The organism is Oceanicaulis alexandrii DSM 11625, from assembly GCF_000420265.1.
GTDB classification, from domain to species: Bacteria; Pseudomonadota; Alphaproteobacteria; order Caulobacterales; family Maricaulaceae; genus Oceanicaulis; species Oceanicaulis alexandrii.
In genome coordinates, this window is sequence record NZ_ATUP01000001.1 from 589,427 (window position 1) to 610,343 (window position 20,917).

Consider the following 20,917-nt stretch of genomic DNA (forward strand, 5'->3'; position numbering starts at 1 on the left):
GCTACTCCGGGTCGCCATGGACCGCGGCCTGGCCGTGCTCGATGCCCAGCGTGCTCTCCACCCGGCGCACCCAGCCGTTGACGGCGGGAAACTCTGACAGATCAAACCCGCCCTCATCGGCGACGCGCGTATAGGCGACTAGCGCGATGTCGGCGGCGGTCATGTCTTCGCCGACCATGAAGCTTTGCGACAGCAGATTCATCTCCATCACCCCCAGGGCGCGGCGTCCCTTGGCGTAGAGGTCCGGGTCGAGATCCGCCTCGCTCGCGCCCTTGAAGCGCAAGGCGCTGCGGCGAACGGCGATATAGGGTTCGTGAGAATATTGCTCCCAGAACAGCCATTGCATCATCACCGCGCGCTGGAACGGGTCGGACGGGATAAGATCCGTGCCTTCAAGAAGGTACAACAAGATCGCATTGGACTGGGCCAGCGTGCGCCCGTCCGCCATGCGCAGGACCGGAACCTGACCCGCCGGGTTGAGCGCCAGGAACGAGTCGCTGCGGGTCTCGCCGCCGAAGATGTCCACTTCCACCCAGTCATGAGGCGCCTGTGCGACTTTCGCCGCCCAAAGGGTCTTCAGACAATTGCCGCTTTCGATATTGCCGTAGAGGGTGACGGGCTGCATGGCGCTCTCCTGCAAACTTTCAGCGAGTTTTAGCTGCACCCGGCCATGATGCAATGCGAGACAGGGGTTTGGAGCCGGGAAACTTCAGCCTATAACGCCGCCATGTCGTCTAAAACGCCTGACCATTTTGATCTCGAAGATCTCAACGCTCGCACCGCTCCAGAGGCCTGCGAGACCATGGCGGACGTGCGCGATGGCGTGGACCGGATGGATCGCGCCCTTGTCGCGCTGATCACCGAACGCACGCGCTATATGCAAGCCGCCGCGCGCATCAAGCCCAGCCGGGATGTGGTGCGCGATGAGGCGCGGATTGAGGATGTTGTGAGCAAGGTGCTCAAAAGCGCCGAAACCACAGGCCTGCCCGCCACGATCGCCGAGCCGGTCTGGCGCGAGCTGGTCGAGCAATCCATCGCTTACGAATTCAGGGTCTGGGACAAGACGCGCTAGCCGCGGACCGCCGCCATGGCGTCTCGCGCCCGTTCGGACGCCGTCTCCACCGCCTGCAGCGCTTCAGCATCGGGATAGCACGCCTCCGCCTTGGCGCACGCCTCACCCAGCTCCATCGCGCCGACGCCGCGCGCGGCACCCTTCAGGGTGTGGACCGCCGTGCGCCAGTCTTCATCAGACCGCGCGGCTTTCATCAGGCTGATGCAGGCGTCGATCTGATCGGACAACAATCCGAACAATTCGGTCTCCAGCGCCGCATCGCCAGCGGTGTACTGCTCCAGATGATCTCGGTCCAAAACGGGCGCGCTCATGGGCGTCAGTGCCTCCGTATCTCGAAGCCCCCAGCCTTAGAGCCCGCACCTTAACAGACCTTCACGCAGCCAGGCGACTTGTCCGTATGCTTAAGGAGACGTAGGGCTTGGCCTCAGACCTACCAGCCCCAACAATGCAGGGACGCAACGACTCCATGATGCTGTCAGACGTGATCGGGCTCACAGGCGTCGCCTGCGTGCTCTCCGCCTTCTTCCTCCTTCAGATCGAGAAAGTCCGCAGCGACGGGTTGGGCTATTTGTTGCTCAATCTGTGCGGCGCCTTGCTCTTGCTCGTCTCCTTGATGGTGACGTTCAATCTGGCGAGCTTCGTTATTGAAATATGCTGGCTTTCCATCTCGCTGTTTGGCCTGGCGAAATGGGTGATCCGTCGCCGCAAGGCGCGATCAGACGCTTGACCGTTAAGGCCTAAAGCGTTCAACTCGGACCATGAGCTTGCTAGATACATACAAGGCCCGCCTGGGCCAATCGCATTCGTCGGACTGGTTTGAGGTCACCCAGGATCAGGTCAACACCTTCGCGGACGTGACCCTGGATCACCAGTTCATCCATGTGGACCCTGAGCGCGCCAGGACCGAAAGCCCGTTCGGCGGCCCGATCGCCCACGGCTTTCTGACGCTGTCCATGCTCAGCCATTTCGCCGAGAAAGCCCTGCCGGCCTTCGAGGCGGGCGTGATCGGCATCAATTACGGCTTTGAGAAAGTGCGCTTTCTGACGCCGGTGCGTGTGGGATCAAAGATCCGCGGCACGTTCACTCTGGCCAATGTCATTGAACGCAAACCCGGCCAGCTTCAGCTGACCCAGGACGCCGTTGTAGAAATCGAGGGCTCTGACAGCCCGGCGCTGATCGCCCAATGGCTCAGCCTGGTGGTGGAAGGCTAGCGCTCGAACGCCTGCCCCACTTCATCGAGTTGCGCTTCCAGCTTGTCGAGAAGGCTCATGAGCTGGTCGCGCTCTTCGTCTGAGAACGCAGCGAGTAGTTTTTGCTCGTAATCGAGCGCCAGGGGCGCCACGTCCGCGTAAATCGCCCGGCCTTCCGCCGTCAGTGAGACGTCGCTGGCGCGCCGGTCCTGCGCATTGCGAATACGAGTCACCAGGCCGCGTTCATCCAGAGCGCGGATCGCCCGGCTGACGCTGACCTTGTCCATGGCGGTGGCTTCACACACCGCTTGCGCGGTCAGAGCCGCGCCCTCGCCCAGCACCGCAATCACCCGCCATTCCCAGATCGTCAGTCCGAACCGGGCCTGATACGCCTTGGCGATCAGGCTGGACGCCTTGTTGGACGTCACCGACAGGCGATAAGGCACATAGGAGGGCAGGCGAAGGCTTCCGCCCTCGCCTGCATCCAAGGGTTTACGGGCGTCGTCGGCCAAAATTACTCGGCCGCCGGCTCGGTCTTGATCACGCCGCGGCGGATCTGATCAAGCTCGATGGATTCAAACAGGGCTTTGAAATTGCCCTCGCCGAAGCCTTCATTGCCCTTGCGCTGGATGATCTCGAAGAAGATCGGTCCGATATTGGTGGTGGTGAAGATCTGCAGCAGCAGGCCGTCGCCGGTTTCGGGATTGCCGTCCACCAGGATGTTGTTCTTCTTCAGACGCTCGAGATCTTCGCCATGGTTCGGCACGCGCTCATCGACCAGCTCGTAATAGGTCTCTGGCGTGCCCTGGAAGACGACGCCGTTCTTGCGCAGTTGCTCGACCGTCTCATAGATGTCCGGCGTGGTCAGGGCGATGTGCTGGATGCCTTCGCCATTATATTCACGCAGATATTCAGAGATCTGGGACTGATCATCCGAGCTTTCGTTCAGCGGGATTTTCAGCTTGCCGCACGGGCCGGTCATGGCGCGTGAGAGGAGGCCGGTATGCTGGCCCTTGATGTCGAAATAGCGGATTTCGCGGAAGTTGAAGACGTTCTCGTAAAAGCTCGCCCACTTGTTCATATTGCCGTTGATGACGTTGTGGGTCAGGTGATCGAGAACCTCAAGGCCCACGCCGCCCTTATCTTCGGCGCCTGCAATCGGCTCGAACAGATCGTCATAGATCGTCTTGTCGCCATAGGTGTCGACCAGGTAGAGCGCCGAGCCGCCAATGCCCTTGATGGCCGGGATCTCGTCGGTCCAGACGCCGTCGCCGAACGGTTCGGCGCCGCGGGCGATAGCGTCGGCATAGGCCGCCTTGGCGTCTTTGACCCGGAAAGCCATGGCGTTGGCGCTGGGGCCGTGTTCCTTGCGGAAGTCCGCCGCCTGGCCGGTTTCTTCCTTGTTCACCAGGAAGCTGATGTCACCTTGCTTGTAGCGGGTGATGTTCTTGGTCTTGTGCTTGGCGACAGCGGTGAAGCCGAGGCTCTCAAACAGCGCCTCGATTTTTTCCGGTTCCGGGCTCGTATACTCGACAAACTCAAAGCCGTCGGTGCCCAACGGGTTCTCAAACAGATCGGCCATGGGGGCGCTCCCTTAAATCAATCGTGATGCGCCGGCGGGCTTGATCAGCCGCTCTCCGGCGGGCATCGTCGTGTGGCGGAAGATAGTATCATTTGCAACTAAATTCACCCCCAATCTCAGCAGCCCCGCCTCAAACTCCGGAGAAATGTTTCATGAAACTCGTCCTGCACGGCTATTTTCGCTCCGGCACCAGCTATCGCACGCGTCTGGCGCTGAACTGGAAAGGCGTTGAGTATCAGTATGTCGCGGTGAACCTGGCCACGGGTGAGCAGCATTCAGACGCCTATAAATCGCTCAACCCCCAAGGCCTGGTCCCGGCGCTGGAAGTGGACGGACAGGTGCTGACCCAGTCCGTTTCGATCCTGGAATGGATTGAAGAGACCTTCCCCGAGCGGCCTTTGCTGCCTACCGCCCCCATTGAGCGCGCCCGCGTACGCGCCTTCGCGGCGGCCATCGGCTGTGACATTCATCCGCTGCAAAACCTGCGCATCCTGAAAAAGGCGCGCGAGTTATCGGGCGATGACGCCGAGGCTGGCCCCGCCTGGGCGCGTCACTGGATCAGCGTGGGCTTTGATGCGCTGGAACAGCTGGCTGATCAGGCCGATGGCCAGAACGGCTTCATTTTCGGCGACGGACCGACGCTGGCGGAGATTTACCTGCTGCCGCAAATGTTCAATGCGCGCCGGTTCGGCGTTGATCTGACACCCTATCCGCGACTGGTCGCAGCGGATGAAGCGGCGCGCGCGCTGCCCGAATTTGAACGCGCGGCGCCTGAAAACCAGCCCGACGCCGTCTAGTCGGTTTCGCGTTTGAACCAGTCTCCGCTGGGGATCAGGCGAGCGGTCTCAACGCCCAGCACCCAGATATAGACCCAAGCGTCCCGGTCCGGCTCGATGAGCCGGACCTTTTTTCGCACATACCGCGAGCGCGCCGGGTCTTCGGGCCAGTAATCCTCGAACGCATCCACCTTCGGCATGACCGAGGCGTCACGCACTTCAAAGAGTTCGCCGACCACCGAGCCCGCCCCGTCGACCAGCCCCGGATAGGCGCCCAGATCATAAAGCTGGCCGCGCAAGGTGCAGGGGCCGAGCGGGGCGAAGGCGTTTTCAAGCCCGAAGCGCGCAAAGCCGCTTTCTCCAGCCCGGAGCAGACCATAAACGGCGAACGCGTCGCCCGTTTGAACCTGCATCAGGCCTTGACCTTCATGATGGGCTGGAGCTGGCCATAGCTGAGGCTGCGCCACAGCCATTCAAACGGACCGAAGCGGAACACCTGCAACCAGAGGACGGACACGATCAGCTGGACAATCCAGACCGTGACCACCAGCTGCGCCTGCTGAATACGTTCCAGCTCGCCGAACAGGCCCAGGCCAATTCCGCCCACGGTCAGGAACACCATCACGATCGACTGCGTGAGATAATTGGTGAACGCCATGCGCCCGGCCGCCGCGAACGGCGCGCGGATCAGCTTCAACCAGGGCGCCTTGCACGCCAGGTTGATCAACGCGGCATAGCCCAGGCTCACCAGAAGACTGCCGCCGTAATTGGTGGCGGTATGGATCCACATCGTATCCAGAGAAAAATCATGGTCGATGGCCACCTGACCGCCCCAGGCCACGATGGGCAAGCCGACGCCCAGCCCGACCGCTGCGGCGATGACGTAATGACGCACGCTCCAGCGGCCCAGCAGAAAGCCGAGTTTATACAGCGCCATACCAAGCAGCATGACGCCGACGATCCGACCGCCGAAGAAAGCGAACATCAGGATATTGCCCAAGCCATTGAGGGCATTGGGAATACGGCTGGGCAAATAACCGCTCTGATAGGTGTTCACCAGCTCCGCCAGCTGCTCATCACTATACGCTATGCCCACATCCGTCGGGCCCATATCGGCCGGCAAAAGGGTGAAACTGGCGAAGATGGCGACCATCAGCAGCCCCGACAGGGCCACCCAGAACAGGCCCCAGCCGATCAGCTTGCCTGGCGACATGCGCCGGAAGAACACGATGATGAAGCCACCGATCGCATAAGTGACCAGGATGTCTCCAAACCACAGGCCGAACATGTGAATGAGGCCGATCACCAACAGCCAGGTCATGCGGGAGAAGTGCAGCTTGCGCGGAGCGTCTGGCTCTTCGCCCACCATCAGCAACATGCCGGCGCCGAACAGCGCGGAGAAAATGGTGATGAACTTCATCTCGAAAAAGACGTGCGAGATGTACCAGACCGTCAGATTGGCTCCGGTCAGATCCATGTGCGCCGGCGGGTACGCATAGGCGTTGGACGCCATGGTGAAAGCCTGCACATTCATCATCAGAATGCCCAGCACGGCGACCCCGCGCAGAACATCAAGGCTTTCAAAGCGATCCTTCGCGGCCACTGGCGCGGTATGCAGGCTCATGATGGTCCCCCAGTCCTGACAGCCCCCAATCTTAACAGGGCTTGAGTATTTGACAGGCTCGCCGCATTTCAGAAGCGGCGCAAGACTGTTATCAGTCCAGAGCCATCTAAACTTACCAAGAGTTCATGAAATTTCAGCGCAACCGACCTTGTCTCGGTCTCGCGTCAGGCGCATAAAAATTCTCGTTCGTCTTGCGCCAAGGCCCGTTATGTCGCTGCTCATCGATATCGCCCACATGATCCTCGCCGCCACCCTGTCCTTTCTGGGACTGGGGTATGAGCGCGAAGACGCTGCGCACGCCATCCAACTCGCTCCGCATCAGGTCGAGACCTTGTCCGGCGGCGCCTTGCTGACTCCGGCCACGTTTTCAGTGTCCGCTCAGAATACGCAATCGCTGTGCGCGCCGTCTCTGGTGATCGCACCGGCGGAGAGCGCGCCCGGCGCGCTTCCGGCGCACTCTACTCCGCAAATCATTATTCTTAACGATTGCGAAACCCTGTCTTTGCGGCGTGCGCTTCCCGCTCTTTGATCGACTCACACTCTGGCGTTACACACTAGGTCTGAACAAACAGGCCTGCAGTGCCGCGTGATTCTGTTAGGATAGTCGTTTCACGGCGATATCCGAACTGGATCAGCGCCAAACCAGACGAGACGTCATGGCTGCCAAGGATACAAAAGACGCTGAAAAGATTGAGGAAAGCGTGATCGCCGAACCGGCGGGCGGTGCGCTGGAAGCGATCCGCTCAACATCCCTCGCGCCTCAGATGACCGCGCCGCCTCCCAAAACAGAAGGCGGCGGCTGGCTGGCCTTTGGCGGGGCCGCGTTCGGGTTGTTGTGGTTTGGCGGCGCGGCGGCCTATCTCGCCGGATACACCGACCTGACAGCCCTGAGCCCTGCACAATTGGCGGGCCTGTCAGTCTTCGCGGCCGCTCCGGCGTTGCTGTTCGTGCTGGCGGGCCTTCTGGGACGTGAAGTGTCCCGCGCCGGCTCTCGCGCCCGCCATCTGGATGCGGCGGTCCTGCGCCTCGCCACGCCCACCGAACACGCCGAGGAAGACGCCTCGCGTCTGGCCGATGCGATCACCATGCAGGTCGATCGCGTCAACAAGGCGATGGAGAGCGCGCTGGCGCGGCTTGCGGCCATGGAAGAGGTGATCACCCACCATGCCGAAAGTCTGGAAGACGGCTCCAGCCGCGCCAAAGAGCGCGCCGAACAGCTGACCCGCGCCCTGCGCGACGAACGCCTGCGCCTTAATGACGTGTCTGAAGGTCTGGACGACAAGGCGGCCATGATCGCCGCCGCCATACAGGACCAGTCCAAAATGGTCGCCGCCGCCGCCGAGCTGGCCGACGCCAAGGCGTCAGAGGGCGAACGCCTGATCCGGTCGGGCGCCGAGCGCCTGAGCGCCGCCGGCCAGGCCGCCGAAGAAGCCGGCGATCGGGTCGCCCTGTCGCTGGACGCGCGCGCCACCGAGCTGCGCGACTTCTCCGATATGCTGCGCAATCGCACCGACGGGCTGGAAGACGCCTATGTCAAACACCGCGACCGTCTGCAGGACGTGACTGAAACCCTGCGCAAGGAACAAGAGAAGATCGGCGCCGCGCTCGACTTCCACAAGGCCGAGCTGGAAACCATGACGCGCAAGGCGCGCGACGGGGCTGAAATCCTTGAAAGCACCGCCAAGAATTCCGGCGAAGTCTTCCTGGACGCCGTGGACAAGGCGTTGGGACAGGCCAAGGATCTGGCCAATTCCCTGTCTGAACGCAGCGAAGAAGCCGCCCGCGCCCAGGAACGTGCGCTGGACCGGATGCGCGACGCCGCCCGCGCCGCGCGCGAAGCCGCCGAGGAAGCCGGCGAGAGCCTGAAAAAACAGGCCGACGATGCTGAAGCCGCGCTGGAGCGGGTCAGCGAAAGCGGATTTGACGTGGCCCGCCGCTCCGATGACGCCTTCCAGGCGCGTCTGCGTGAAGCGGAAGACCTGACCGTCCGCGCCGAAAAAGCCGCCGAAGAGGCCGCCGAGGCGGTGCGCAAGCAATTGTCTGAAACCCTCGACGCCGCGCGACGCGAAAGCCGCCGGATCGAGGATGAGCTGTCAGGTCTGCGCAGCAAGCTCGACGATGCGCCCGACGCCGCGCGCAACGCCGCCAAGGCCATGCAACGCACGTTGGAAGATGGTCTGACCCAGCTCAATGAGACGGCGCAGACCGCCTCGGACCAGGCGCGCGACATCGACGCCTTGTTCCAGTCGCGTATCCGCCAGAACTATGAACTGCTCAGCGACTTCATCCTGCGCATGGGATCTGTCGCTGGCGGCCACAAACCGCTGGACCTCAACATCAACGAATTGCCCGATCCGCTCAGCGGGCGGCGCAAGGATGAGGACGGGCCCAAAAGCGAGAAACCGGCGCGCAAGCGTACGGAAATCGCAAGCCGTGATGCTGAAAGACGCGCCTCGGAAAACCGTGATGACGGCGAACGCGACGAAGACTGGGAAGCCTCCAAGATTGAAGAGCGCAAAGCCGAACGGGCGCGCCGCAAGGATGAAGGCAAGCCCGATCTGAAAGCCGTCCGGTCCGCCCGCTCTGACGACGATGAAGACGAGGCGGCGCTCAACGGCGATGACGAGGACCCGGTGCGCGACAGCATCCGTGACGGCGTCGAGAAAGCCCGCAAGGAAGCGAGCTGGCGCTGGCGCGATCTTCTGGCCAACATGGATTCAGACGAGACGCCCTCCGCGAACAAGGACGACCCCAAACGCAATCGCCGAAATCGCGACAGCTAGGCGCGCCAAAGCGCGAACAAAAAAGGCCGGCCTCAGATGGGCCGGCCTTTTTCATACGGTCAGGTGCTCTGGCTAACAGGGCGCCTCGGCGCAAACCACGCCAGACGTCCAGTTCGCCAGAGCATGGGCGGTTTCGTTGGAGGCCTGACTGAAGGCTTCAATCAGCGCCGCCTGACGGTTATCGCTGGCCCGGACGCTGACATCAAAGCGGCGTGACGCCGCCAGAGCACGCTCCTCCCGATCAATCAGGCGGGCGACCATCCGCATCTGGATCAGCGGCGCCCGTCCATCGCCCTGATCATATTCGGCTTCAAACCGGCGCAATTCCAGTTGCAGGCGATAGCGCGCCTCCACCCCGTCTTCACTCCGAGCGGGGATCAGCTGCGGCGTCTCGCTGAGGAAGACATCCAGAATCCGGTCATGCACCAGCGTCGGCGCCGGCGACAGCCAGGCCGCGCCCGCCATATAGGCCAGCTCGCCATTGCGCAGCAGCGCCACCCGATCAACGGACAATCCGCGCGGGGCGCTGATCTGATCAATCAGTATGGTCTGCGCCTGGGCGGAAGGGGCCACTTCATCCGCCGTCAGACCGGTCAGACGATACAGCGACACCGGCTCGCTTTCCGGCAGCAAGGAGATGCAGCCCGGCGTCACCAGAAGGCTTGCAGCCCCAAGCGCGCCCAGCGCGACTTTCCCAAGAGTGCTCATCGCGGCACCTCCACTTCAGCGCCTTCAGGTTCGGCGATAAATCCGGCTGGATCAGACTCCAGCTCCAGCGCAACCCGCTCCAGCGTTGCGACCAGGGATCGCAAATCACGCAAGGTCGCCGTCAGCTGGGTCAGCCCGTCCTCGGAAAACTCTTCAAGCCCGGGGCGGATCGCGACCAGCGCATCATAGGTCTCGACAGCGGTGCGATCGACTTCCTGCGCGGCGGCGGCGGTGTCAAGCGTCGCTGGCGTCAGGTCATCGACCACATAGCGTTCGGTGACCTGGGCGAATTGTTGCATGGCCTGAGCGGCGACAGACACGTCCGCGCCCGCCTGCTGCACACTGGTCAGCGCCGCACGCGCTTCGGTGATCAACAATTCGCGTTCTGCCAGATGGCCCGTGATCGTCTCGATATGATTGAGCGTGTTGGTCATGCTCTCGAGATTCTCATCGCTGAGCAGGCGACCGATCCGCACAAAGCTGAGCTGGGCGGATTCAAGCAGGCTCTCGCCCCCTTCCACCAATTGCTCGATCTGGGCCTGGGTGGCGTAGATGCGCGGCGCGCGGTCGCCGGGCCGGCTTTCAAGACGCTCGGCATCGGGCGAGCCGGCCGAAATCTGAATATAGGACAGACCGGTCAAGCCTTGCGGCTCGAGCTGGGCTTCGGAATCTGATTTCACCGGCGTTTCCACATTCACGCGAATACGCGCGATCACCTGGCCTGGATTATCAGGATTGAGCCCCAGCTCAGTCACTTCACCAACCTGAATGCCGTTGAAGCGAACCTCCGACGCCGGGCGCAAGCCCCTGACGGCGCCGTCAAAGACCACGTCATACTCGCGGAATTCGCGGTCCAGCGCCGCGCCGGACAGCCAGAGCGACAACATCACCCCCGACACCGTCAGGAAAACGACGAAGAAACCGACAATGGCGTGATGCGCTTTGGTTTCCATAGCGTGCCTCTAGTCCTCAGCGGCTTGTCTTAACACGGCGCGTCCGCGTGGACCGCCAAAATATTCCTGTATCCAGGGATGCGGATTGCGGGTCAGTTCATCGAGCGGCGCATTGGCGATAATCGTCTTGTCGGCGATCACCGCAACGCGGTCACAGATGGCGTGCAGGCTATCGAGATCGTGGGTGATCATCACCACGGTCAGGTTTAACGTCTCTGACAATTCCTTGATCAGATCATCAAAGGCGCTGGCCCCGATCGGGTCGAGCCCGGCGGTGGGCTCGTCCAGAAACAGAATGTCCGGATCCAGCGACAGAGCCCGCGCGAGCCCGGCGCGTTTTTTCATCCCGCCCGACAGTTCAGCGGGAAACTTGCCCCCCGCCTCGCCTGACAATCCCACCAGACCGATCTTGAGATCCGCCAGCTCCTTCATCAGGCTGACGGGCATGCGCACATGCTCGCGCATCGGCGCCATGACGTTTTCCTGCACCGTCAGCGAGGAGAACAGGGCGCCAGCCTGGAACAGGACTCCCCAGCGCTTTTCCAGCTCGAGCCGGTCCCGGCCCGACATTTTCGACATGGGCGCGCCGCGAAACAGGATCTCTCCGCCATCAGGCGATTTCAGCCCCAGAATGGTGTTGATCAGCACGGATTTGCCCGAGCCTGAGCCGCCGACAATGCCCAGAGTCTCGCCCTGCCGGATCTCGAGATCGAGGTTGTCATGAACCACATGAGAGCCGAACTGGCTGCGCAGGCCGCGCACTTCGATCAAAGGCGCGTCGCTCATATATCGAGCTCCAGATACATCATGGCGAACAGCGCATCGATCACGATGACGGCGAAGATCGCCTGCACCACCGAGGTGGTCACACGCGCGCCCAGGCTCTCCACATCACCGCCCACCTGAAGCCCGTGGCGGCACCCCACAATGGCGATCACCAGACCGAACACCGGCGCCTTGGACATGCCCACCAGGAAGTGTTTGAGATCGATGGTGTCGTGCATGCGGGTGAGAAAGAAATTGGGCGAGATGTCCAATGTCCACCAGCTGACCATCATGCCGCCCACCACCCCCGCCACCATGGCGGACAGGGTCAGAAGCGGCGCCATCAGCACACAGGCCAGAACCCGCGGCAGGACCAGAACCTCGTACGGATCGAGCCCCATCACCTTCATGGCGTCGATCTCTTGCTGCATCTTCATGGAGCCAATGGCGGCGGTGAAAGCGGAATCAGACCGCCCCGCCAGCAAGATCGCCGTAATCAGCACGCCAAATTCACGCAGGACCGCGATCCCCACCAGGTCGACGGTGAAAACCGAAGCGCCGAAGGTCTCCAGCAAGCTCGCGCCCATGAACGCCACGACGGCGCCGATGAAAAAGCTGAGCACGGTGATGATCGGCAGCGCGTCCACGCCCGCCGTTTCCATCAGATGAATGGTCGGCGTCCAGCGCATCTTGGTCGGATTGACCAGGACGCTGAGCCCGGTGGTGATGGTGCGCCCGAAAAAGGCGAAGGATTCAACGGTCTCCTTCAGGCCGTCCTCCACCCCGGCGCCGATCCGGGCGAAGGTGGCGACCACCCCGCGCGGCGTCTCCTCGTGGACCGGACAATCGGCGAGGCGCTCGCGCATTTCCCCCATCAGGCGGCGCGCCGTCTCGTGACTGCCGATAAAATGCCAGTCTGCATCCGGCTCGCCGCACCGGCTCAGCGTCCGGCCCAGCAAATAAGCGCCGGCCGTGTCGATCCGGCCCAGCTGGGTCAGATCAATCACCAGATCCTGCGGATCAGTCTCGGTTTCGATGCGCTTGAGTTGGCGGTTGAAACGGCCGACCTTCTCGATCAGCCAATCGCCGCGCGGCTCCAGCACCAGACGCGCGCCTTCATGGCGCGTGGTCAGCCCCGGCTGCTGACGCTCTGTTGCGATCGCTGCTGTCATCGTCCCCGCTTCCCCTGAGCTCCGAGGCTTAAATGGGAGTGTGGCTCCATTATGGCTGTGTTCGCGCGGTTTGCACGAGCCAGAATGCAAAGAGCAACCCCAGACCCGAGGGAATCGCCATCACTGCAAAGCCGCCTGCCCCATACGCGCTATAGGCGAATCCCGACGCATAGGCCGCCAGCGCCAGGATCAGACCGCCCGAGAAGGCGGAGTTGATCGCCTGCGCCATGGAGGCGAAGCGCTGCGGGCTGTTATCGGCGGCATAACGCAGAAAGCCCAGATAGGTGGCGCTGAAGCTGAAGGCGTGCAGGATCTGAAGCGGGAACAGCAGCCAGAGCGGCGGAGACAGGGCCAGCGCCAGCCAGCGCACAACAGAGACCGCGCCCCCCAGCATCAGAACGTTCGCAGGACTGACCCGGCTGAGCAGACGGGCGGAGACGGCGAAAAACACGATCTCGGCCCCCACCCCGGTCGCCCAGAGCAGGCCCACCGCCCCGGCGGGCACGCCTTCCGCCCGCCAGGCCACGGCGGAAAAGCCGTAGTAAAATCCGTGCGCGCCCTGGATCAGCGCTGAGGCCGCGAAGGCCAGCGGCAAGCCGTTGGACAGCATGGCCGCGACCACGCCGGTCTTCGGCGCCGTGTCTGCGGCTGTTTCCGGCTTCAAACGGTTGCGCCCTTCAGGCAGCATCAGCGCAGTCAGCACCGCCAGAGCCGCGCCGATCAGCGTCCAGGCCAGGGCCGCCTCGCCGCCCAGCCAGCCGATCAGCCAGCCCGCGCCTACATTGCCGACGATGAATGTCGCCGACCCGAACGCGCGCGGCGGACCGAACGCGAAGCGGCGGCGGCTGGATTCCTGGATCGCGAAGGCGTCGATGATCGGCATAATGCCGGTGAAGGCGCCCCCGGCTATTCCCGCCAGTATGAGGATCGCCCAGGGGTTGGTGGCGGGAATGAAAGCGGCGAACGCAAAAAACGACACCAGCGTATAAGACAGCACCGCCCAGCGTTTCTTTGGCGCGCGGTCCGCCAGCATGGCGCCCAGCGGCGCCGCGATGACCCGCCCCGCCATCGAGGCCGCCGCCGCAGCGCCGATCATTTCCGGGCTGAGCCCCCGCCCCTCGTACCAGACCGGCATGTAGGGCAGGTATGCGCCGAACCCCAGATAGAACGCCCCGTAAAAGAGCGCGAAGCGAACAGGTCGCGGGATCGAGGCGAGCACGGCGGACATGATCAGGGGCTTAGCGCGGCTAAGCGTGTGTGGAAAGCGCGTTTGACCGCACGGTGAACACTGTTTGCTCTTGGTTTCCGGCGCGGCTGGCGATAGCTTCCCGCCTTCATGAAAGACGCCGTCCTTGATCCGCCCCTGACTCGCTCCGCGCCCTTGCGTGTGCTGGTCTCCAGCTATCGCTCCGCCCCCCATGTGGGAGGGCAGGGCGTTTATGTGCGCGCCTTGTCGCGCGCCCTCGCCGATCAAGGCTGCGCCGTATCGGTGATCTCCGGCCCGCCCTATCCCGAACTTGATCCGGATGTCGAGCTGATCAAACTGCCCTCGCTGGACCTGTTCAGCGTCGACAACGCCTTTCTGACCTTGCGCTGGAACACGCTGCTTGATCGCGCGAACCGCACCGAATGGCTGTCGCACAATACCGGCGCCTTCGCCGAAATGGTCAGCTATTCCATGCGTCTGGAAGCGTGGGTCGCCGAGCATGGCGACCGGTTTGACGTGGTGCACGACAATCAGACGCTTGCCCTGCCGATGACGGGCGTGGACAGCTATCTGCCGGTGATCACAACCTTGCACCACCCCATCGCCATTGATCGCGATTTCGCGGTGGCGGGAGCGGCGAACTGGTGGCGGCGCGCCCTGACCCGGCGCTGGCATTCCTTTGTGGATCATCAGGCCAAGGCCGCGCGCGCCCTGCCGCGCTTTCTGGCGGTATCAGACGCTGCGCGACAATCCTACGCCCAGCGATGCGGCGTCGATCCCGCCCGCGTGCGCGTGGCGTTCAACGGGCTCGACCTGGACAGCTTCAAGCCCGACCCCGGCGTGATCCGCGACGAGGATCATATCCTGGCGCTCGCCAGCGCAGATGTTCCCATCAAGGGGCTCGACGTGCTGATCGACGCCCTGGCGAAACTGAAAGCGCGCGGCCGCACGCCGCGGCTGACCGTGATCGGATCCTTGCGCGACGGCCCGACCAAACGCGCACTCAAGGACACCGGGCTGATCGACAGCGTCGACTTCGTCTCCGGCCTCAGCCTTGATGACATCGTGGCGCTCTATCGCAAGGCGACGGTGTTCGTCTCCGCCTCCCGCTTTGAAGGCTTCGGCTTTCCCGCCGCCGAAGCCATGGCGTGCGGCGCGCCGGTGATCGTGTCGCGCGGCGGCGCCTTGCCGGAAGTCGCGGGCGACGCCGGCCTTGTGACCGAGGTGGAAGATGCGGACGGTCTGGCCGACGCGCTGGAGCGCGTCCTGTCCGATCCGGCGCTGCGCCAGCAGATGAGCGCCGCGTGCGCAGCCCGCGCGCACAGCGCCTTTCGCTGGGATGAACACGCCCGCGCCAGCCTGGACCTTTACGCCCAGGCGCTGGAAGAGCGCGGGCGCCTGCCTGACATAACGGAGCTTGCCGCCCAATGATGGTGACGCTGGACCTTGATGCGCTGAACCTTGAAGACGGTCAGCGCGTCCTCGACCTGGGCTGCGGGCGCGGCCGGCACAGCCATGCCTTTTACTGGCATGACAAGGCGCTGGACGTGACCATGCTCGATCTCAGCCTTGAGGACCTCAAGGGCGCGATCGACGGTTTCTTCGAACTGCCTCCGCCGCCTCAAAACCCGCCGCGCAGCGCGGTCTGGAGTGTGGGGGACGCCGGACGCCTGCCCTTTGCGGATCACAGCTTTGACGTGGTGATCTGTTCTGAAGTGCTCGAGCATCTGCCCGATGTGGATGCGGCGCTCGATGAGATCACCCGTATTGTGAAGCCCGGCGGGCGCTTCGCCCTGTCCGTGCCGCGCTATTGGCCGGAAAAGATCTGCTGGGCGCTGTCGGAAGGCTATCAGAACACGCCCGGCGGCCATGTGCGCATCTTCAAGGATCATGAGCTTCGCGACCGCGTCGCCCGTCGCGGTTATCGCCCCTATAAGCGCCATTGGGCGCACGCCCTGCATGCACCCTATTGGTGGCTGCGCTGCGCCAAATGGGAGCGCCAGGAAGAGAGCCGGTCGGTCAACGCCTTCCGCAAGCTCCTCGAGTGGGATTTGATGGAAAAACCGCGCCTGACGCGCTGGACCGAAGCGGCGTTGAACCCGGTTATGGGTAAATCCGTCGCGCTCTATTTCCAGAAGGACGCGGCATGAGCCATCGCCCGCAATCCATCGGCGTGGACATCGCCGCCTGCGCGGACCGGATCGAGGATCTGCAATTGCGCGACGGCTCTATTCCATGGGTGGAGACGGGCGTCTGGGACCCGTGGAATCATGGCGAAAGCGCCATGGCGCTGGCCATCGCCGGTCGGGAAACCGCTGCGCACGCCGCCCTTGATGCGCTGGCCGAGCGCCAGCACGCCGACGGCTCCTGGCTGGGCGAGCTGGGCGCAGGCGTGCCCATGGATAAAGACGGCGAACGGATCGCGCCGCCTTCTGATCCGGTCACCGCGCATGACACCAATTTCACCGGCTACGCCGCCGTCACCGTCTTGCGCAGCGCGCTGGCGCTCGACGAGCCACGCCTGATCGCCCGGCATGCCGACATGATCAGCCGCGCGCTGGACTGGGTGGTCGATCACCAGACGCCCCATGGCGACGTGGTCTGGCGCAAGCCCGATGAGGGCCAGGCGCTGGAGGCTGTGGATTCGCTGAAAGCGGGCAACGCCTCGCTGTTTAAAAGTCTCGAATGCGGATTGCGCATCGCCGACGCCCTGGGGCGCAAACGCAGCGACTGGGCCCAGGCTAGACGTCAGATCGCGCACGCTTTCGCCACCAAACCGCACCGGTTTGACCGGCTGGGCGAGGACCGCTCGCGTTACGCCATGGACTGGTATTACCCGGTGCTCAGCGGCGTGGTGACGGGGCTGGAAGCCAAGGCGCACCTGCATGCCGGTTGGGACCGGTTCGTGGTCGAGGATCTGGGCTGCCGCTGCGTCACCGAAGAACCCTGGATCACCGCGGCGGAAACCGCCGAGCTGGCGCTGGCCTGTCTGAGTATTGGCGACACGGTCCGGGCGCAGAACCTTCTGGGCGCTTTGGCGCCCCTGGCCCGCGACGGCGACGGCTACTGGATGGGCTGGCAGTATGAACTGGGTCAGGTCTGGCCCAAGGAACGCCCCAGCTGGACCGCTGGCGCGGTGATCCTGGCGGCGGACGCCCTGTATGGGCTTAGCGCCGGATCAGACCTGCTGATCCGCCATGCCCGGGCCGACGCCTGGCTTAAAGGCGACGCAGAATCTCGAGCGTATTGATCCGCTCCACCGGCTCGAACAGGCCTGACGCGACCGCCAGCTTCCAGATTTCATAGGGCGGGCGACCGCCGTCCTCAGGATTGGGGAAGACGTCGTGAATGGCGAGCAAGCCGCCGCGCGCCACATGCCCCGACCAGGCGCGGTAATCGGCCAGCGCCGTCTCCATGGCGTGGCCGCCATCGATGAACACAAAGCTGAGCGGACCTGACCAGCTGGCGCCGATCAGAGCGGACGGTCCGACCATGGGGATGACGTCACGTTCGAGATCAGCCAGAGCCAAAGTCCGGCGCAGGGCGGGCAGCGTGTCGACACGGCCCAGCTCGGCGTCATACAGCTCGGGGTCGTGATAGCCTTCGCCCGGCTGATGTTCTTCAGAGCCGCGATGATGGTCGACGGCGAACAGAAGCCGCCCCGCCGCGCGTGCGGCGCGCCCCAGATAGACGCTGGAGCGTCCGCACCAGCTGCCGATTTCAACAAAAGCGCCCGGCGCCTGCTCTGCAGCGATCCGGGCGTGTCGGGCCAAGGCCTGGCCCTCATCATCGGCGAGGAAGCCCTTGATGGTTTGCGGGTCGAGCGCGTCGCCCGGAACAGTGTGGTTCATTAACTTGCTAGACCCCGGTTGGAGTGCATCGCCCAGCGGCGTTCCGCCAAGGCGTCCGCCGCATTGGCGAGGCGCGATTTCTCGGCGTCGAGGGTTTGCATCATGGGCTCATAGCCGCTCAGCGCGCCTTCGTCATCGAGGCGGTCAGACACCGCTGTGAAGAAGTCCTGCGCCCGGCGCACACTCCCCAGCGCGCTTTCCGCCAACGCCAGATCCTGGGTCAGGCTGACCTGCCCCAATTGATGCTCCGCCGCGGCGATGTCCTCAGCCGCATCAGCGATGGCGCGCGTGAGGCTGATCAATTGTCCCAGATCAGAATTGAGCGATTGCACCATCATGTCGTCATGGGCGTCCACATAAACGGTGACCGGGTCATCCTGGGGGGGCTGCTCGCTCGCGCCGTTGATCAGCCGGCCGAAAAAGGCGCGCGCCGCGGCTGCGGGCGCAGCGCTCAGCGACCAGCCCTCATCGTCGATCAAGGCGTTCAAGGTTTGCGAGTGTGTTCTCAGTTCGGTTTGTGCAGCCAGGTTCGCCTGAGTATCAGCGCCCAGCGCAATCGGCTGGCTCGCGCATCCTGACATCACGATGCAAGCGCTCATAACGATACCTAGGCCCAGAGCCCGGACGATCGTATTCATACCGAAGCGACCCTTCTCAACGCAGACCGGTTTCCCCTCCGAACCCGGTTCCACACAGTGATAAAACGACATAGTGTCACGGTAAACAGAACTTGAGGGTTAATCGGCTGATTACCGCACGAAAAATGGACACATTCCGCTCCCACCGCCGTCTGGGCCTGTATCCGCCCACGACTCCGGCGCACACCGGCTTTCTGGATGTCGGACAGGGCCATAGCCTCTATTATGAGGATTGCGGTCGCCCCGACGGGGTGCCCGTCATCACCTTGCATGGCGGGCCGGGCGGCGGCGCCGCCCCCGCCATGCGGCGGTTTTTCGACCCGCGCCGGTATCGCATCATCGTCTTTGACCAGCGTGGCTGCGGGCGCTCACGCCCTTATTCCTTGCTGGAGCACAATACGACCGCCCATCTGGTGAACGATATAGAACAATTGCGGTCACATCTGGGCATCGACAAATGGCTGGTGTTCGGCGGCTCCTGGGGGGCCACGCTAGGGCTGGCCTATGCCCGCGCCTGTCCCGAACATGTTCTGGGGCTTGTCTTGCGCGGCGTCTTCGCCTGCACCCGCAAGGAGCTGGACTGGTTTTACCGCGACGGCGCCAACCGGCTGTTTCCGGACGCCTGGGCAAGGCTGACCGAACGTCTGGCCCCGGCCGAACGCGATCAGGTCATAGCCGCCTATTACGAACGCCTGGCGTCCGGCGCCAGCATGGATGAACGCCGCGAGGATGCGCTGGCCTGGTCCAGTTGGGAGAGCGCGTTGATCTCGATGAGCGCCTCGCCTCACCATGTGAACCCCGACCCGCACCGCTCTGACGCGCTGGCCCGGATCGAAGCGCATTATTTTCATCATGGCGGGTTTTTCGAACGCGACGGGGTCTTGCTCGAAGACACCGCGCATCTGGCTGACATTCCTGGCGTCATCGTTCAGGGGCGATATGACATGGTCACCCCGCCGCGCACCGCCTGGGAATTGGCCAAGGCCTGGCCCGGCGTGCAACTGAACTTCGTGCCGGACGCGGGTCACGCTGCCGGCGAGCCGGGCACGGTGGACGGGCTGGTGCGCGCCACCGACATGTTCGCGCGACGCTTCGGCTAACCCGCTCCCCGCTGAACCGTGCATGAAAAAAGCCCCGGTCCATACGGACCGGGGCTTTTGTCGTCAGGCGAAACCGCCGCCTAGTTCAGAAAGGGCAGGTCAAAGCCAAAGGTGCTGGCCAGACCCGTCACGATGATCAGGCCCACAGCGACCGGCGCCAACCAGCGAATGCTGAAGCGCCAATAGGCGAAGAACTTCGCACCCGCATCAGGCAGCTCTTTCTGCATGAGCGCCTTGGAGACGACCCAGCCCGTGAAGAGCGCGATGAGGAAGCCGCCCAGCGGCAGCAAGATCGTGCCCGACACCTTGTCCAGAATATCGAAGAACTCCCCGGAGAAAGCCGCCGCGATGCCGAACATGTAGATGATCGCGCCAAAGAACAGCGCCGAGCCCACACGGCCGAAATCGGTGTGCTCCTCGCCAAAGGCCACAATCACCTGCAACAGCGAAATCGAGCTGGTCAGGGCTGCGATCAGGGCGAGGAAGAAGAACGCCCCGCCGACCCATTGGCCGCCCGGCATCTGCGCGAAGGCCGACGGCAGGGTCTGGAAGAACAGGCCGGGGCCTGCATCCGGGCTCAGCCCGAAGGCGAACACGAACGGGAAGATCGCCAGACCCGCAATGATGGCCACCATCGTGTCGGCGCCCGCAATGATGACGGCCGATTGGGGCAGATTGTCATCGCGCGAGAGATAGGAGCCATAGGTGATCATGATCGCCGAACCGACGCCGATCGAGAAGAAGGCCTGCCCCAGCGCTTCCAGGAAGGTCTGGGCGGTGATCTTGGAGAAGTCCGGCGCGAACAGATACTCGATCGCGGCGCCCATATCCGCGGTCAGACCGGCATAGATCACCATGCCCACCAGCATCAGGAAGAACAGCGGCATCAGGATCGAGACCGTGCGCTCAATGCCCTTGATCACGCCAAAGCACACAATGCCCACGGTGACGATCATGAAGGCGGTATGCCAAAGGATGACCGTGCGGGTGTCGCCCACAAGCTGACCGAAGGCGTCGGAGACCACAGACGGCTCCATGCCGACCATGCCGCCCGACAGCATCTTGAACACATAGGCGGCGACCCAGCCCGCAACGACCGAATAAAAGCACAAGATCATCACGCCGCCGGCCATGCCGACCCAGCCGGTGATCGACCACATCTCTGACGCGCCGGCGTCAAACGCCATCTTGCGGGTGGATCCCACGGCCGACCGGCGGGCATGGCGGCCCACGCTCAGCTCCGCCATCAGGATCGGAAAGGCGATCAACACCACGCAAACCAGATAGATCAGCACGAACGCCGCGCCGCCATTCTCGCCTGCCGTGTAAGGAAACCGCCAGAAATTACCCAGCCCGACCGACGACCCGATCGCCGCCATGAGAAAGCCGAAACGGCTGCTCCAAGTCCCGTGCGCGCTCGCGCCGCCCATCGCCATAGGTGCAGTCTCCTCCCCTCAGCCGCGCCTGACCGGCGCACGCTTTAAATCTGTATCCGC

General features: G+C 63.4%; 24 protein-coding genes. 10 read left to right on the top strand and 14 right to left on the bottom strand.

Features of this window, described 5'->3' with window-relative positions:
* Position 1: 1 nt before the first annotated feature.
* Positions 2 to 625: a glutathione S-transferase family protein gene (locus G405_RS0102945; protein WP_022700008.1), complete on the bottom strand. Its 624-nt coding sequence runs from the start codon at positions 623 to 625 to the stop codon at positions 2 to 4.
* Positions 626 to 727: 102 nt separating this feature from the next.
* On the opposite strand from G405_RS0102945, the gene G405_RS0102950 reads away from it, so the two are divergent.
* The gene (locus tag G405_RS0102950) at positions 728 to 1,072 is read left to right on the top strand and encodes a chorismate mutase (protein WP_022700009.1); all 345 of its coding nucleotides are present in this window, start codon (positions 728 to 730) and stop codon (positions 1,070 to 1,072) included.
* Here the strand turns inward: G405_RS0102950 and G405_RS0102955 are convergent.
* On the bottom strand, positions 1,069 to 1,383 hold the full coding sequence (locus G405_RS0102955; protein WP_022700010.1) for an Hpt domain-containing protein: 315 nt from the start codon (positions 1,381 to 1,383) through the stop codon (positions 1,069 to 1,071). The two genes, G405_RS0102950 and G405_RS0102955, sit on opposite strands and share 4 nt — an antisense overlap.
* A gap of 155 nt (positions 1,384 to 1,538) precedes the next feature.
* Here G405_RS0102955 and G405_RS0102960 point away from each other — a divergent pair, with 155 nt between their 5' ends.
* Both G405_RS0102960 and G405_RS0102965 read left to right on the top strand, forming a co-directional pair.
* Entirely contained in the window at positions 1,539 to 1,799 is a 261-nt protein-coding gene (locus tag G405_RS0102960; RefSeq protein WP_028284487.1) for a CBU_0592 family membrane protein, read from the top strand.
* Between the two features lie 31 nt (positions 1,800 to 1,830).
* A complete protein-coding gene (locus tag G405_RS0102965) occupies positions 1,831 to 2,283 on the top strand; it encodes a MaoC family dehydratase (protein WP_022700012.1) in 453 nt (150 codons plus the stop codon).
* Here the strand turns inward: G405_RS0102965 and G405_RS0102970 are convergent.
* Entirely contained in the window at positions 2,280 to 2,774 is a 495-nt protein-coding gene (locus G405_RS0102970) for a MarR family winged helix-turn-helix transcriptional regulator (protein WP_022700013.1), read from the bottom strand. The two genes, G405_RS0102965 and G405_RS0102970, sit on opposite strands and share 4 nt — an antisense overlap.
* 2 nt (positions 2,775 to 2,776) lie before the next feature.
* Complete coding sequence (gene hppD, locus G405_RS0102975) at positions 2,777 to 3,844, bottom strand: 4-hydroxyphenylpyruvate dioxygenase (RefSeq protein ID WP_022700014.1); 1,068 nt, start codon at positions 3,842 to 3,844, stop codon at positions 2,777 to 2,779.
* Positions 3,845 to 3,996: 152 nt separating this feature from the next.
* On the opposite strand from hppD, the gene maiA reads away from it, so the two are divergent.
* Complete coding sequence (gene maiA / locus G405_RS0102980; protein ID WP_022700015.1) at positions 3,997 to 4,641, top strand: maleylacetoacetate isomerase; 645 nt, start codon at positions 3,997 to 3,999, stop codon at positions 4,639 to 4,641.
* Here the strand turns inward: maiA and G405_RS14820 are convergent.
* Both G405_RS14820 and G405_RS0102990 read right to left on the bottom strand, forming a co-directional pair.
* The gene (locus G405_RS14820; RefSeq protein ID WP_022700016.1) at positions 4,638 to 5,033 is read right to left on the bottom strand and encodes a gamma-glutamylcyclotransferase family protein; all 396 of its coding nucleotides are present in this window, start codon (positions 5,031 to 5,033) and stop codon (positions 4,638 to 4,640) included. The two genes, maiA and G405_RS14820, sit on opposite strands and share 4 nt — an antisense overlap.
* The gene (locus G405_RS0102990; protein WP_022700017.1) at positions 5,033 to 6,244 is read right to left on the bottom strand and encodes a DUF418 domain-containing protein; all 1,212 of its coding nucleotides are present in this window, start codon (positions 6,242 to 6,244) and stop codon (positions 5,033 to 5,035) included. Before G405_RS0102990 ends, G405_RS14820 begins: the two co-directional genes overlap by 1 nt.
* Positions 6,245 to 6,452: 208 nt before the next feature.
* Between G405_RS0102990 and G405_RS0102995 the strand changes: the two genes are divergently transcribed.
* Positions 6,453 to 6,773, top strand: a complete 321-nt coding sequence (locus G405_RS0102995) for a hypothetical protein (RefSeq protein ID WP_022700018.1) — start codon at positions 6,453 to 6,455, stop codon at positions 6,771 to 6,773.
* A gap of 127 nt (positions 6,774 to 6,900) precedes the next feature.
* Positions 6,901 to 9,027, top strand: coding sequence for a hypothetical protein (locus tag G405_RS0103000; RefSeq protein ID WP_022700019.1), 2,127 nt, complete (start codon positions 6,901 to 6,903; stop codon positions 9,025 to 9,027).
* 72 nt (positions 9,028 to 9,099) lie between these two features.
* Here the strand turns inward: G405_RS0103000 and G405_RS0103005 are convergent, their stop codons facing one another.
* From G405_RS0103005 to G405_RS0103025, 5 genes are read right to left on the bottom strand one after another with little or no spacing between them, the layout of a single operon-like run.
* Positions 9,100 to 9,735 (bottom strand): ABC-type transport auxiliary lipoprotein family protein, encoded by a 636-nt coding sequence (locus G405_RS0103005; protein ID WP_022700020.1) that lies wholly within the window; start codon positions 9,733 to 9,735, stop codon positions 9,100 to 9,102.
* Positions 9,732 to 10,688, bottom strand: a complete 957-nt coding sequence (locus G405_RS0103010) for an MlaD family protein (protein WP_022700021.1) — start codon at positions 10,686 to 10,688, stop codon at positions 9,732 to 9,734. The genes G405_RS0103005 and G405_RS0103010 overlap by 4 nt, the downstream gene beginning before the upstream one ends.
* Positions 10,689 to 10,697: 9 nt before the next feature.
* Positions 10,698 to 11,474: an ABC transporter ATP-binding protein gene (locus G405_RS0103015; RefSeq protein ID WP_022700022.1), complete on the bottom strand. Its 777-nt coding sequence runs from the start codon at positions 11,472 to 11,474 to the stop codon at positions 10,698 to 10,700.
* A complete protein-coding gene (locus G405_RS0103020; RefSeq protein WP_022700023.1) occupies positions 11,471 to 12,625 on the bottom strand; it encodes an ABC transporter permease in 1,155 nt (384 codons plus the stop codon). The genes G405_RS0103015 and G405_RS0103020 overlap by 4 nt, the downstream gene beginning before the upstream one ends.
* Positions 12,626 to 12,674: 49 nt before the next feature.
* On the bottom strand, positions 12,675 to 13,853 hold the full coding sequence (locus G405_RS0103025) for an MFS transporter (protein ID WP_022700024.1): 1,179 nt from the start codon (positions 13,851 to 13,853) through the stop codon (positions 12,675 to 12,677).
* Between the two features lie 108 nt (positions 13,854 to 13,961).
* On the opposite strand from G405_RS0103025, the gene G405_RS0103030 reads away from it, so the two are divergent.
* The 3 genes from G405_RS0103030 to G405_RS0103040 are packed head-to-tail and all read left to right on the top strand — an operon-like array spanning position 13,962 to position 17,082.
* Positions 13,962 to 15,263, top strand: a complete 1,302-nt coding sequence (locus tag G405_RS0103030) for a glycosyltransferase family 4 protein (RefSeq protein WP_022700025.1) — start codon at positions 13,962 to 13,964, stop codon at positions 15,261 to 15,263.
* A complete protein-coding gene (locus G405_RS0103035; protein ID WP_022700026.1) occupies positions 15,260 to 15,982 on the top strand; it encodes a class I SAM-dependent methyltransferase in 723 nt (240 codons plus the stop codon). The genes G405_RS0103030 and G405_RS0103035 overlap by 4 nt, the downstream gene beginning before the upstream one ends.
* On the top strand, positions 15,979 to 17,082 hold the full coding sequence (locus G405_RS0103040; protein ID WP_022700027.1) for a hypothetical protein: 1,104 nt from the start codon (positions 15,979 to 15,981) through the stop codon (positions 17,080 to 17,082). Before G405_RS0103035 ends, G405_RS0103040 begins: the two co-directional genes overlap by 4 nt.
* Here the strand turns inward: G405_RS0103040 and G405_RS0103045 are convergent.
* Together G405_RS0103045 and G405_RS0103050 are read right to left on the bottom strand one after the other, a co-directional pair.
* Positions 17,051 to 17,683 (bottom strand): class I SAM-dependent methyltransferase, encoded by a 633-nt coding sequence (locus G405_RS0103045; RefSeq protein ID WP_022700028.1) that lies wholly within the window; start codon positions 17,681 to 17,683, stop codon positions 17,051 to 17,053. The two genes, G405_RS0103040 and G405_RS0103045, sit on opposite strands and share 32 nt — an antisense overlap.
* Positions 17,683 to 18,321: a hypothetical protein gene (locus tag G405_RS0103050; protein ID WP_156861334.1), complete on the bottom strand. Its 639-nt coding sequence runs from the start codon at positions 18,319 to 18,321 to the stop codon at positions 17,683 to 17,685. Before G405_RS0103050 ends, G405_RS0103045 begins: the two co-directional genes overlap by 1 nt.
* 125 nt (positions 18,322 to 18,446) lie before the next feature.
* Between G405_RS0103050 and pip the strand changes: the two genes are divergently transcribed.
* The gene (gene pip / locus G405_RS0103055; protein WP_022700030.1) at positions 18,447 to 19,421 is read left to right on the top strand and encodes a prolyl aminopeptidase; all 975 of its coding nucleotides are present in this window, start codon (positions 18,447 to 18,449) and stop codon (positions 19,419 to 19,421) included.
* Between the two features lie 80 nt (positions 19,422 to 19,501).
* Here the strand turns inward: pip and G405_RS0103060 are convergent, their stop codons facing one another.
* Positions 19,502 to 20,857 (bottom strand): sodium-dependent transporter, encoded by a 1,356-nt coding sequence (locus G405_RS0103060; RefSeq protein WP_022700031.1) that lies wholly within the window; start codon positions 20,855 to 20,857, stop codon positions 19,502 to 19,504.
* Positions 20,858 to 20,917 lie beyond the last annotated feature (60 nt).

Bases quoted from the DNA above. Each gene is read 5' to 3' on its own strand.
- G405_RS0102945 (WP_022700008.1), bottom strand. From the start codon at position 625: ATGCAGCCCGTCACCCTCTACGGCAATATCGAAAGCGGCAATTGTCTG.
- G405_RS0102950 (WP_022700009.1), top strand. From the start codon at position 728: ATGTCGTCTAAAACGCCTGACCATTTTGATCTCGAAGATCTCAACGCT.
- G405_RS0102955 (WP_022700010.1), bottom strand. From the start codon at position 1,383: ATGAGCGCGCCCGTTTTGGACCGAGATCATCTGGAGCAGTACACCGCT.
- G405_RS0102960 (WP_028284487.1), top strand. From the start codon at position 1,539: ATGATGCTGTCAGACGTGATCGGGCTCACAGGCGTCGCCTGCGTGCTC.
- G405_RS0102965 (WP_022700012.1), top strand. From the start codon at position 1,831: ATGAGCTTGCTAGATACATACAAGGCCCGCCTGGGCCAATCGCATTCG.
- hppD (WP_022700014.1), bottom strand. From the start codon at position 3,844: ATGGCCGATCTGTTTGAGAACCCGTTGGGCACCGACGGCTTTGAGTTT.
- maiA (WP_022700015.1), top strand. From the start codon at position 3,997: ATGAAACTCGTCCTGCACGGCTATTTTCGCTCCGGCACCAGCTATCGC.
- G405_RS14820 (WP_022700016.1), bottom strand. From the start codon at position 5,033: ATGCAGGTTCAAACGGGCGACGCGTTCGCCGTTTATGGTCTGCTCCGG.
- G405_RS0102990 (WP_022700017.1), bottom strand. From the start codon at position 6,244: ATGAGCCTGCATACCGCGCCAGTGGCCGCGAAGGATCGCTTTGAAAGC.
- G405_RS0102995 (WP_022700018.1), top strand. From the start codon at position 6,453: ATGTCGCTGCTCATCGATATCGCCCACATGATCCTCGCCGCCACCCTG.
- G405_RS0103000 (WP_022700019.1), top strand. From the start codon at position 6,901: ATGGCTGCCAAGGATACAAAAGACGCTGAAAAGATTGAGGAAAGCGTG.
- G405_RS0103005 (WP_022700020.1), bottom strand. From the start codon at position 9,735: ATGAGCACTCTTGGGAAAGTCGCGCTGGGCGCGCTTGGGGCTGCAAGC.
- G405_RS0103010 (WP_022700021.1), bottom strand. From the start codon at position 10,688: ATGGAAACCAAAGCGCATCACGCCATTGTCGGTTTCTTCGTCGTTTTC.
- G405_RS0103015 (WP_022700022.1), bottom strand. From the start codon at position 11,474: ATGAGCGACGCGCCTTTGATCGAAGTGCGCGGCCTGCGCAGCCAGTTC.
- G405_RS0103020 (WP_022700023.1), bottom strand. From the start codon at position 12,625: ATGACAGCAGCGATCGCAACAGAGCGTCAGCAGCCGGGGCTGACCACG.
- G405_RS0103025 (WP_022700024.1), bottom strand. From the start codon at position 13,853: ATGTCCGCCGTGCTCGCCTCGATCCCGCGACCTGTTCGCTTCGCGCTC.
- G405_RS0103030 (WP_022700025.1), top strand. From the start codon at position 13,962: ATGAAAGACGCCGTCCTTGATCCGCCCCTGACTCGCTCCGCGCCCTTG.
- G405_RS0103035 (WP_022700026.1), top strand. From the start codon at position 15,260: ATGATGGTGACGCTGGACCTTGATGCGCTGAACCTTGAAGACGGTCAG.
- G405_RS0103040 (WP_022700027.1), top strand. From the start codon at position 15,979: ATGAGCCATCGCCCGCAATCCATCGGCGTGGACATCGCCGCCTGCGCG.
- G405_RS0103045 (WP_022700028.1), bottom strand. From the start codon at position 17,683: ATGAACCACACTGTTCCGGGCGACGCGCTCGACCCGCAAACCATCAAG.
- G405_RS0103050 (WP_156861334.1), bottom strand. From the start codon at position 18,321: ATGAATACGATCGTCCGGGCTCTGGGCCTAGGTATCGTTATGAGCGCT.
- pip (WP_022700030.1), top strand. From the start codon at position 18,447: ATGGACACATTCCGCTCCCACCGCCGTCTGGGCCTGTATCCGCCCACG.
- G405_RS0103060 (WP_022700031.1), bottom strand. From the start codon at position 20,857: ATGGCGATGGGCGGCGCGAGCGCGCACGGGACTTGGAGCAGCCGTTTC.